Here is a 10,002-nt window from a genome sequence, read left to right as displayed (position 1 = left end):
AAAGGGTCGGTGACCGTCATGGTCACACATGAGTTAGAAAGAGTAATTCAAATGGACGGAATTATTAATGTAAAAAAAGAAGCGGGAATGACTTCACATGATGTGGTCTTTAAACTGCGAAAAATCTTAGGAACCAAGAAAATCGGCCATGGGGGAACTCTGGATCCGGATGTGGTGGGGGTTCTTCCGATTGCCGTAGGAAAGGCGACCCGAATGGTTGAATTTATGCAGGATGAAGGCAAAATCTATGAGGGAGAAATCACTTTGGGGTTTTCTACCACGACGGAGGATGCCAGCGGAGAAGTTGTCGATCGGACCCCTGTGCAAGACCCCTTGGATGCAGAAGAGGTAGACCGCATGATTGCCCAGATGGTAGGAGAAATCGAACAGGTACCACCCATGTATTCAGCGGTCAAGGTCAATGGGCGTAAGCTCTATGAGTATGCGCGTGCAGGAGAAGAAGTGGAACGTCCAGTTCGGCAGGTGAACATTTATGAATTCACGCGCACAAGCGAAATTCGTTATGAAGAAGGACTAGCCCGCTTTCGCTTCCGGGTTAAATGCAGCAAGGGGACCTATATCCGAACCTTGTCTGTGGATTTAGGGCAGAAACTGGGCTATGCGGCCCACATGTCCCATCTGACACGTACCAGTGCTGCTGGCTTGTCCTTAGAAAATGCCCTAACCTTGGAAGAACTTGCTGAAAAAGTTGCTCAAGGAGATTTGAGCTTCCTTCATCCACTTGAAATTGGAACCGGAGATTTGGAAAAAGTGGAGCTGACAGTCGAAGAGGTCGGCGAAGTCCAAGTGGGACGCTTTATTCCGGTTGAGAGTGACTCCAAAGAATTGGCTGCTTTTTACCAAGGAAAATTAGTGGCCATTTTAGAAAAAAGAGAAGAACTTTACAAACCTCGCAAGGTTTTTCTGACAGAAAGTGTGTTACAATAAATTCATGAACATTTGTTATGTAACTAGTGAAAAAGAAATAAAAGCTCAAGCAGATACAGTTCTTGTCTTGGGCTATTTTGACGGTCTTCACAGAGGGCATCAGGAGCTCTTTCGGACAGCTCGTGCCATTGCGGATGAGCAAGGACTTCGAGTAGCTGTCTTGACCTTTCCAGAATCTCCAAAATTGGCCTTTGCCCGTTACCAACCAGAATTACTCCTCCACCTTCAAAATCCAGAGGAACGCTTTAAACGAATGGAAGAACTTGGAGTCGATGATCTTTATCTCATTGATTTTACCAGTGATTTTGCGGCTCATACGGCTGAGGAATTCGTTGCCACCTATCTAACAAGTCTTCAAGCGCGTGTCTTAGTGGCAGGATTTGATTATAGCTTTGGTAGCGATAAGAAAGTAGCTAGTGATTTGGAAACCTATTTTAAAGGCCAAGTCATAGTGGTTCCCCCTGTCCTAGACCAGGGAGAAAAAATCAGCTCGACCCGTATTCGGCAGGCTATTTCATCAGGCCAGGTCAAAGAAGCAGCCAGTCTTTTAGGCTATCCCTTATCCAGTCGTGGTATTGTCGTTCATGGGGATGCAAGAGGTCGAACCATTGGTTTTCCAACAGCCAATCTTGCCCCTATCGATCGGACCCATCTTCCTCAAGATGGTGTTTATGTGGTCGAAGTAGAAGTGCTAGGGCAACGTCACCGGGGGATGGCCTCTGTAGGAAAAAACTCGACCTTTGATGGGACGGAACTTCGCTTTGAAGCCAATATCTTTGATTTTTCAAAAGATATTTATGGACATACGATTCGGATTTTTTGGTTAGACAAGATTCGAGAAATGGTCAAATTTGACAGTGTAGAAGCGCTTGTGGAGCAACTGCGTCAGGATGAGATCATAGCTCGTCAACGGACTAGATAATTTTTATTAGAAATTCTCCCTTAAGGGGAGAATTTTCTTTGTCTAAATTATAAAATCACTATGCAAGCACCGAATAATTTTGTATAATAGAGTTAGCTAAGTGTGTCCAAAAAAAGAAGAGAAGAACATGATTACATTATTTTTGTCTCCGAGTTGTACATCCTGTCGGAAGGCCCGGGCTTGGTTAGAAAAACATGAGGTTCCTTTTAAGGAACACAATATTATGACGAGTCCTCTAACAACTGAGGAGTTGCGTAATATTTTAGCTCTAACTGAGAACGGTACAGACGATATTATTTCAACTCGTTCTAAAATTTTTCAGAAGTTAAATGTTGATGTAGAGGATTTATCGATTTCTGCTTTGATTAAGCTCATTGAGGAAAATCCTAGTCTTTTGCGTCGCCCAATTATTCTAGACAAGAAACGGATGCAAATTGGTTTCAATGAGGACGAAATCCGCGCATTTCTTCCTCGAGGATATCGTAAGGAAGAGTTAAGATCTGCTACATTAAGAGCGGAGATCCATTAATATGAATAAGAATTATAGTTACCCACTCGATTTATCGTGGAGCACTGAAGAGCTTGCTTCGGTGCTTTCTTTTTTTAATCAGGTTGAACAAGCCTATGAACAAAAGGCAGATGCCCGCATCTACCTAGAAGCCTATAAGACCTTTAAGAAAGTTGTCCCAAGTATTGGCGAAGAAAAGCGTCTGGGCAAGGAATTTGAAGAGGTCAGTGGCTACTCACTTTACCGCGCAACCAAAGTTGCGAAAGAAAAAGGGGAAGGATGGTTTTCGATTGATCAATAAATTAGAATTTGCTAAGACCATTGTCAAAGAAGCAGGAAGCTATCTAAGAGAACACTTACATGACCAGCTAGCGATTACTGTCAAAACAAATCCGACGGATTTGGTGACGCAGATGGATCAGAAAGTGCAAGCAACCTTAGTCCATAAGATATTAGAAGCTTATCCAGAAGACCAAATTTTCGCTGAAGAAGATGAGCTTCGTGCGCCTATTCACTCCGGCAAGGTCTGGGTGATTGATCCCATTGATGGGACCAATAATTTTGTGACCCAAAAAGAAGATTTTGCTGTAATGGTTGCCTATTTTGAAGAAGGGATTGGCCAGTTTGGCTTGATCTATGATGTCATGCGCGACCATCTCTTTTTTGGTGGAAAGGATTTTGGAGTCTTTTGCAATGACAAAGAACTGAAACCATTTCAAAATCGGCCTCTTGGGGACTTATTAGTGGCTTCCAATGTTGGCATGCTCAAATCCAACGCTTGGGGCATGGCGGATCTGGGAGCAGAGTGCTTGGGGATTCGAGTCTATGGGAGCGCTGGTATCAGCTTTACCAAGATTCTATCTGGTGGTATTTTAGGCTACTTTAGCTACATCTGGCCTTGGGATTATGCTGCTGCTGCCATTATGGGCGAGTGTCTAGGTTACTCGGTCCTGACCTTGGAAGGGAAAGAACCCAACTATGAGACCTTGGAGCCCATTATGATGGTGCCGACTTGTAAACTAGATGAAATTCAACCTTTTTTGACGAAAGGAAAAAACGCATGACCTTTCCTCAAGGATTTAAAGAAAAGTATACCCAATTACTTGGAGAAGAGGCTGAAGCCTTCTTTCAAACTTTTGATGAACCAGCCGTTTCTGCCTATCGAACCAATCAATTAAAGGCAGTGCAAATCAGAGGCGATGAGCCCATTCCAGGCATGCCTTGGAGTTACTATGGTAAGGTATCGGGGAAATCCATTGCCCATGTCACAGGTTTGGTCTACTCGCAAGAACCCGCTGCCCAAATGGTGGCTCAAGTAGCGCATCCCAGTCCGGGTATGAAGGTCTTGGATCTTGCGGCAGCCCCTGGTGGAAAGACGACTCACTTGCTCTCTTATTTAGGCAATCAAGGCCTCCTTATTTCTAATGAAATTCACAAGGGACGCTCCAAGATTCTGGTCGAGAATGTTGAACGCTTTGGTGCTCGTAACGTCGTGGTGACCAATGAATCAGCCGAACGTTTGGCAAAGGTTTTCCCAGCCTTTTTCGATCTGATTGTTTTGGATGCACCATGCTCTGGTGAAGGAATGTTCCGGAAGCAGCCAGATGCCATGGACTACTGGAATCCAGATTATCCAGCTCAATGCGCAAGTCTTCAAAGAGAAATCTTAACAGATGCTATCAAGATGCTGGCACCAGGGGGGCAGCTAGTTTATTCGACTTGTACCTGGGCTCCGGAAGAGAACGAAGAGATTGTCTCTTGGCTTTTAGAAGAATATGAGCTAGAATTGCTACCGATTGAAAAAATTAATGGTATGGTAGAAGGGATCGGACATCCTGAAACGGCCCGTATGTATCCTCATCATTTCAAGGGTGAAGGGCAATTTGTTGCTAAATTCCTTTATCACGGAGAGCCTGAAGTTAAGAAGTTCAAGGAAGGACGTTCCAATCTAACGGCTGAGCAGAAGAAGTTGTGGCAAGCTTTTGCCAAGGACCGCTTAGCCATCGACTTGGAGGGTCTCTACCAATGTTTTGGAGATCAGCTTTATTTCTTACCATCTGGACTTCCTGATTTGAAAAAGGTCAAGATTGCTCGCAATGGCTTGCACCTTGGCACCTTTAAGAAAAATCGCTTTGAACCTAGCTTTGCTCTGGGCCTAGCTCTGAAACCAGATCAAGTGAAAAAATCAGTCAGCTTGTCGGATCCAGACTTTAGTAAGTACGTGGCTGGAGAGACCATTCAGTTGGAGCAAGATTACGCAAATGGATGGTATCAGGTCCTGGCTGGAGGCAATGGTTTGGGCTTTGCAAAAGTAACGGGACGAACGTTAAAAAATTTCTTTCCAAAAGGCTTGAGATTTAGATAAATTATTAGGAAATGCGGTCTTTCTATGTTATAGTGGAAATAGAGTGATTCTTGCTAGAATACTAGAAGATGACCAAGTGTTTAGAGATAACATTTAAACGATATTTGATTTTGATTCAAGGAGACTTACATTGAATAAATGCAAAAAGCTAGTCCTTGGGCTAGCAACAGTAGCACTTGCAGCTTCTCTATCTGCCTGTGCATCTTGGATTGACCGTGGAGAAGCGATTACAGCTGTTGGATCGACAGCCCTACAACCGCTCGTTGAAGGGGTGGTAGATCGTTATGTGGAAGAACATCCCGGTAAGATTGTTAATGTCCAAGGAGGCGGATCTGGTACAGGTCTTTCTCAGGTCCAATCGGGAGCTGTGGATATTGGAAATAGTGACCTCTTTGCGGAGGAAAAAGATGGAATCGATGCTTCTAGCTTGGTAGACCATCAAGTGGCAGTAGCAGGAACAGCCATCATTGCCAATAAGACTATTTCCGTAGACGATTTGACAACTGAACAATTGCGTAAGATTTTTACTGGTGAATATACCAACTGGAAGCAATTGGGGGGTGAGGATCTCGAAATTACCATTGTGAACCGGGCAGTAGGATCCGGTAGCCGTGCCGTATTCGATGACATCATCATGAATGGGAAAGATCCTAAACAGGCTCAGGAACAGGATTCCAATGGAATGGTGAAGAACATTGTTTCCCAGACTCCAGGTGCCATTTCTTATTTGGCTTTTACCTACGTGGATGATAGTGTCAAAACTATGAAGTTAAATGGCTATGAACCAACTAAGGAAAACGTGGTGAATAATAACTGGCCAATTTGGTCCTACGAACACATGTATACCAAGGGAGAGCCAAGTAAATTGGCCAAGAAATTCTTGGATTATATGATGACAGATGAGGTCCAGCAGGAAATCGTTGGTAAGATGGGCTATATCCCAATCAATGATATGAAAGTCAGCCGTGATCTTGACGGTAACATTACGAAGAAATAAGAAGAATTAGGTAAAAAATGAACGAAGTAGCAAAAAAAATGCTCGCAAAGTCCAATAATTCTCGTTTGGAAAAATTTGGTAAAACCATTACCTTCTGTTGTATGAGTTTAATTGTCTTTGTTGTAGCTTTGATTTTGATTTTTGTAGCCCAAAAGGGATTATCGACCTTCTTTGTCAACAAGGTCAATGTCTTTAGTTTCCTTTTCGGATCCACTTGGAATCCGTCAGGGAAAGAATTTGGGGCTTTGCCAATGATCTTGGGTTCCTTCATTGTAACCCTTTTGTCTGCTTTGGTGGCGACACCTTTTGCCATTGGTGCAGCAGTCTTTATGACAGAAGTATCTCCTAAGGGATCTCGTCTCTTACAACCAGCCATTGAATTGTTGGTAGGGATTCCTTCCGTTGTATATGGATTTATTGGTTTGCAAGTAGTGGTTCCATTTGTTCGTTCCATCTTTGGTGGGACAGGATTTGGGATCTTGTCAGGGGTCTTTGTCCTCTTTGTCATGATTCTCCCAACAGTGACCTTTATGACAACAGACAGCTTACGGGCAGTCCCTCGTCACTACCGGGAAGCGAGTATGGCTATGGGAGCGACTCGCTGGCAAACCATCTGGCATGTCACCTTAAAGGCAGCTCGCTCGGGTATTTTTACGGCAGTTGTCTTTGGGATGGCGCGTGCCTTCGGGGAAGCCTTGGCTATTCAGATGGTAGTCGGAAACTCAGCAGTTGTTCCAACATCTTTAACAACTCCAGCTTCCACCTTGACCTCCATTTTGACCATGGGTATTGGAAATACTGTTATGGGAACAGTTAACAACAACGTTCTCTGGTCACTTGCTTTGGTGCTCTTGCTGATGAGTTTGGCATTCAACAGCGTTATCAAATTGATCACGAAAGAAAGAGGTAAGAAGAACTATGCACGCTAAAAAAATAGATAAGATAGCGACAGGGGTTCTCTATGCTATTGCTGGAATTATTGTCACTATTCTTGCTTCTTTGATTCTCTATATCTTACTTAGAGGGTTGCCGCATGTGTCTTGGACTTTCTTGACCAGCAAATCCTCTTCTTACCAAGCAGGTGGAGGGATTGGGATTCAGCTTTATAATTCCTTCTTCCTCTTAGTCATTACCTTGATTATTTCCTTCCCACTTTCTTTGGGGGCAGGGATCTACTTGTCAGAGTATGCCAAGAAGGGCCCATTGACCAATTTGGTTCGGACCTGTATTGAAATCTTGTCTTCCCTACCATCAGTTGTAGTTGGTCTCTTTGGCTATTTGGTCTTTGTAGTGCAGTTCCAATATGGCTTCTCGATTATTTCTGGTGCCTTGGCCTTGACAGTCTTTAACTTGCCACAGATGACACGGAACATTGAAGATAGTTTGCAAAACGTCCACCATACACAAAGAGAAGCTGGGCTTGCTCTTGGAATCTCTCGTTGGGAAACCGTGATTCACGTAGTGGTACCAGAAGCCTTGCCAAGTATTATTACGGGTGTCGTACTGGCTTCTGGACGGATTTTCGGGGAAGCAGCAGCCTTGATTTATACAGCCGGTCAGTCTGCCCCAGCCTTGGATTGGAGTAACTGGAACCTCTTCAGTGTAACCAGTCCGATTTCTATTTTCCGTCAAGCAGAAACACTAGCGGTCCATATTTGGAAGGTCAATAGTGAAGGAACCATTCCAGATGCTATTGAAGTATCCGCTGGTTCTGCAGCAGTTTTGTTGATCTTCATTTTGATATTCAACTTTGGAGCACGTAAGCTCGGTACTTACCTCCATAAGAAATTAACCTCAGCATAAAAGGAGAAGAAATGTCAAAATACAATTGGGATGAGAGACACATCATTACTTTTCCTGAAGAAAAGGTGGTCCTATCTACCAAAGATTTGCATGTCTATTATGGAAATAACGAGTCCATCAAAGGCGTCGACATGCAGTTTGAAAAGAATAAGATTACAGCCTTGATTGGTCCTTCTGGATCAGGGAAGTCCACCTATCTTAGAAGTTTGAACCGAATGAACGATACCATTGATATTGCGCGTGTGACTGGTGAGATCTGGTACGAAGGGATTGATGTCAACCGACCAGATATCAATGTCTATGAAATGAGAAAGCATATCGGGATGGTCTTCCAACGACCAAATCCATTTGCGAAGTCTATCTACCGCAATATTACCTTCCCTCACGAACGGGCAGGAGTCAAAGACAAGAAGGTCTTGGATGAAATCGTAGAAAAATCCTTGAAGCAAGCAGCCCTCTGGGATCAGGTCAAGGATGACTTGCACAAGTCTGCTTTGACGCTCTCAGGAGGTCAACAGCAACGCCTTTGTATTGCCCGTGCCATCTCCGTTAAACCAGAGATTTTGCTCATGGATGAGCCAGCCTCAGCCTTAGACCCGATCGCAACAGCGCAATTAGAAGAAACCATGCTGGAGTTGAAGAAGGATTACACGATTGTCATCGTGACACACAGTATGCAACAAGCAGCGCGTGCTAGTGATTATACCGGTTTCTTCTACCTTGGAAACCTCATCGAGTACGATAAGACTTCGAATATTTTCCAAAATGCGAAATTGCAATCGACCAACGATTATGTATCGGGTCACTTTGGATAAAGGAATATGACAACAAAAAGGAAAATAGAATGACAGAACCAATTTTGCAAGTCAAGGACTTGTCGGTTTATTACAATAAAAAGAAGGCTTTAAATAGTGTTTCTTTGGATTTTGCTCCAAAGGAGATTACAGCCTTGATTGGTCCTTCAGGATCAGGGAAATCTACCTTGCTTAAAGCCATCAATCGGATGGGCGATTTGAACCATGAGGTGACGACGACAGGAACCGTCATCTACAACGGTCACAATATCTATAGTCCCCGGACTGATACAGTGGAGCTTCGTAAGGAAATCGGAATGGTCTTCCAACAGCCCAATCCCTTTCCAATGTCCATTTATGATAATGTGACCTATGGCTTGATGATTAATGGTGTCAAGGACAAGGCTGTTTTGGATGAAGCGGTTGAAACCTCACTGAAACGTGCTTCCATCTGGGATGAGGTCAAGGATCGCCTGCATGATTCTGCTATCGGACTTTCTGGTGGTCAGCAGCAGCGGGTTTGTGTAGCGCGGGTCCTTGCGACCAGTCCAAAGATTATTCTTTTGGATGAACCAACTTCAGCGCTGGACCCGATTTCAGCTGGTAAGATTGAAGAAACCCTGTATGGACTAAAAGACCGTTACACCATGCTCTTGGTGACTCGATCCATGCAGCAAGCGAGTCGGATTTCCGATAAAACAGCCTTTTTCTTGGATGGCGATTTGATTGAGTACAATGATACCAATGAAATGTTCTTGAACCCAGCTAAGAAAGAAACAGAAGACTATGTCTCTGGTAAATTTGGATAGGAAGAAAATAAAATGTTACGAGTTCAATTTGAAGAAGATTTAGAAAAATTGCATAACCAATTTTATGCAATGGGAAATGAAGTGTTGACCCAAATCAATCGTACGGTTCGTGCTTTCGTCACACATGACCGTGAATTGGCCCGCCAGGTTATCGAAGATGATGCGGATATCAATGAATACGAAGTGAAATTGGAGCGCAAATCTTTTGAGATTATCGCCCTTCAACAGCCAGTTTCGCAAGACCTTCGCGTGGTCATGACGGTCTTAAAAGCAGTCTCTGACTTAGAGCGGATGGGTGACCATGCGGTTTCAATCGCGAAAGCAACTATTCGAATGAAGGGGGAAGTCCGCATCCAATCTGTTGAAGAAGAGATCAGCAAGATGGGACGTGAAGTTAAAGACTTTGTTGAAGCGACACTGGATGTTTACCTCAAAGGTGATGTAGATTTGGCCTATGAAGTAGCTAGCCGAGACGAAGTGATCAACCATTACTTTGATAGCATTCAAGAATTAGCAACAGAAGAAATTCGGAAGAATCCAGAGTCCATCGTTACCGGACGGGATTATTTCCAAGTGATCAACTTCTTGGAACGCATCGGAGATTATGCAAAAAACATCTGTGAATGGGTTGTCTACTTCGAAACAGGAAAAATTGTGGAATTATAAGAAAATAAAGTCTGAGGTCATCATCTCAGACTTTATTTTCTTAGAGATCTGGTTTTGCCTCCTCTTACCTTACAGACCATAGGATTTATGTTAGAATAGAAGATGAGAATAAATGAAGAAGGAGATACTCATGCAAGCAGTTGCACATTTTATTGATACATTTGTACCTGAGCACTATGATCTATTCTTA

General features: G+C 43.5%; 12 protein-coding genes. All 12 read left to right on the top strand.

Going from position 1 to position 10,002, the window contains the following annotated elements; translation table 11 throughout:
* Positions 1 to 51: 51 nt before the first annotated feature.
* The 12 genes from truB to phoU all read left to right on the top strand — a co-directional run bounded on the left by truB (position 52) and on the right by phoU (position 9,812).
* The gene (truB, locus tag ACLOR3_RS05305) at positions 52 to 948 is read left to right on the top strand and encodes a tRNA pseudouridine(55) synthase TruB (RefSeq protein WP_023022821.1); all 897 of its coding nucleotides are present in this window, start codon (positions 52 to 54) and stop codon (positions 946 to 948) included.
* Positions 949 to 952: 4 nt separating this feature from the next.
* A complete protein-coding gene (locus ACLOR3_RS05300; protein ID WP_411400444.1) occupies positions 953 to 1,870 on the top strand; it encodes a bifunctional riboflavin kinase/FAD synthetase in 918 nt (305 codons plus the stop codon).
* A gap of 127 nt (positions 1,871 to 1,997) precedes the next feature.
* Positions 1,998 to 2,399, top strand: coding sequence for a Spx/MgsR family RNA polymerase-binding regulatory protein (locus ACLOR3_RS05295; protein ID WP_040803090.1), 402 nt, complete (start codon positions 1,998 to 2,000; stop codon positions 2,397 to 2,399).
* Position 2,400: 1 nt separating this feature from the next.
* The gene (locus ACLOR3_RS05290) at positions 2,401 to 2,679 is read left to right on the top strand and encodes a UPF0223 family protein (RefSeq protein WP_411400443.1); all 279 of its coding nucleotides are present in this window, start codon (positions 2,401 to 2,403) and stop codon (positions 2,677 to 2,679) included.
* On the top strand, positions 2,669 to 3,442 hold the full coding sequence (locus ACLOR3_RS05285) for an inositol monophosphatase family protein (RefSeq protein ID WP_023022828.1): 774 nt from the start codon (positions 2,669 to 2,671) through the stop codon (positions 3,440 to 3,442). The genes ACLOR3_RS05290 and ACLOR3_RS05285 overlap by 11 nt, the downstream gene beginning before the upstream one ends.
* Positions 3,439 to 4,743 (top strand): RsmF rRNA methyltransferase first C-terminal domain-containing protein, encoded by a 1,305-nt coding sequence (locus ACLOR3_RS05280; RefSeq protein WP_411400442.1) that lies wholly within the window; start codon positions 3,439 to 3,441, stop codon positions 4,741 to 4,743. Before ACLOR3_RS05285 ends, ACLOR3_RS05280 begins: the two co-directional genes overlap by 4 nt.
* Before the next feature lie 130 nt (positions 4,744 to 4,873).
* The gene (locus tag ACLOR3_RS05275) at positions 4,874 to 5,740 is read left to right on the top strand and encodes a phosphate ABC transporter substrate-binding protein PstS family protein (RefSeq protein WP_023022832.1); all 867 of its coding nucleotides are present in this window, start codon (positions 4,874 to 4,876) and stop codon (positions 5,738 to 5,740) included.
* Between the two features lie 17 nt (positions 5,741 to 5,757).
* A complete protein-coding gene (pstC, locus tag ACLOR3_RS05270; protein ID WP_023022834.1) occupies positions 5,758 to 6,669 on the top strand; it encodes a phosphate ABC transporter permease subunit PstC in 912 nt (303 codons plus the stop codon).
* Complete coding sequence (pstA, locus tag ACLOR3_RS05265) at positions 6,659 to 7,543, top strand: phosphate ABC transporter permease PstA (RefSeq protein WP_023022836.1); 885 nt, start codon at positions 6,659 to 6,661, stop codon at positions 7,541 to 7,543. Before pstC ends, pstA begins: the two co-directional genes overlap by 11 nt.
* An 11-nt stretch (positions 7,544 to 7,554) precedes the next feature.
* Positions 7,555 to 8,358 carry a phosphate ABC transporter ATP-binding protein PstB gene (pstB, locus tag ACLOR3_RS05260; protein WP_023026660.1) on the top strand — a complete coding sequence of 268 codons (804 nt, stop codon included), beginning with the start codon at positions 7,555 to 7,557 and terminating at the stop codon, positions 8,356 to 8,358.
* 29 nt (positions 8,359 to 8,387) lie between these two features.
* Positions 8,388 to 9,146 carry a phosphate ABC transporter ATP-binding protein PstB gene (gene pstB, locus ACLOR3_RS05255; protein WP_129822185.1) on the top strand — a complete coding sequence of 253 codons (759 nt, stop codon included), beginning with the start codon at positions 8,388 to 8,390 and terminating at the stop codon, positions 9,144 to 9,146.
* 12 nt (positions 9,147 to 9,158) lie between these two features.
* Positions 9,159 to 9,812, top strand: a complete 654-nt coding sequence (gene phoU, locus ACLOR3_RS05250) for a phosphate signaling complex protein PhoU (protein WP_023022840.1) — start codon at positions 9,159 to 9,161, stop codon at positions 9,810 to 9,812.
* The last annotated feature ends 190 nt before the right edge of the window (positions 9,813 to 10,002 follow it).

The sequence above is a fragment of the Streptococcus intestinihominis genome, assembly GCF_046824975.1.
GTDB lineage: Bacteria > Bacillota > Bacilli > Lactobacillales > Streptococcaceae > Streptococcus.
The sequence above is the reverse complement of the archived record's forward strand: the minus strand, read 5'-3'. Positions and strand labels throughout refer to the sequence as shown.

Excerpts from the sequence above, each read along its gene's own strand:
- ACLOR3_RS05290 (WP_411400443.1), top strand. The coding sequence starts at position 2,401 with ATGAATAAGAATTATAGTTACCCACTCGATTTATCGTGGAGCACTGAA.
- phoU (WP_023022840.1), top strand. The coding sequence starts at position 9,159 with ATGTTACGAGTTCAATTTGAAGAAGATTTAGAAAAATTGCATAACCAA.
- ACLOR3_RS05295 (WP_040803090.1), top strand. The coding sequence starts at position 1,998 with ATGATTACATTATTTTTGTCTCCGAGTTGTACATCCTGTCGGAAGGCC.
- ACLOR3_RS05300 (WP_411400444.1), top strand. The coding sequence starts at position 953 with ATGAACATTTGTTATGTAACTAGTGAAAAAGAAATAAAAGCTCAAGCA.
- ACLOR3_RS05280 (WP_411400442.1), top strand. The coding sequence starts at position 3,439 with ATGACCTTTCCTCAAGGATTTAAAGAAAAGTATACCCAATTACTTGGA.
- pstB (WP_129822185.1), top strand. The coding sequence starts at position 8,388 with ATGACAGAACCAATTTTGCAAGTCAAGGACTTGTCGGTTTATTACAAT.
- pstC (WP_023022834.1), top strand. The coding sequence starts at position 5,758 with ATGAACGAAGTAGCAAAAAAAATGCTCGCAAAGTCCAATAATTCTCGT.
- truB (WP_023022821.1), top strand. The coding sequence starts at position 52 with ATGGACGGAATTATTAATGTAAAAAAAGAAGCGGGAATGACTTCACAT.
- pstB (WP_023026660.1), top strand. The coding sequence starts at position 7,555 with ATGTCAAAATACAATTGGGATGAGAGACACATCATTACTTTTCCTGAA.
- pstA (WP_023022836.1), top strand. The coding sequence starts at position 6,659 with ATGCACGCTAAAAAAATAGATAAGATAGCGACAGGGGTTCTCTATGCT.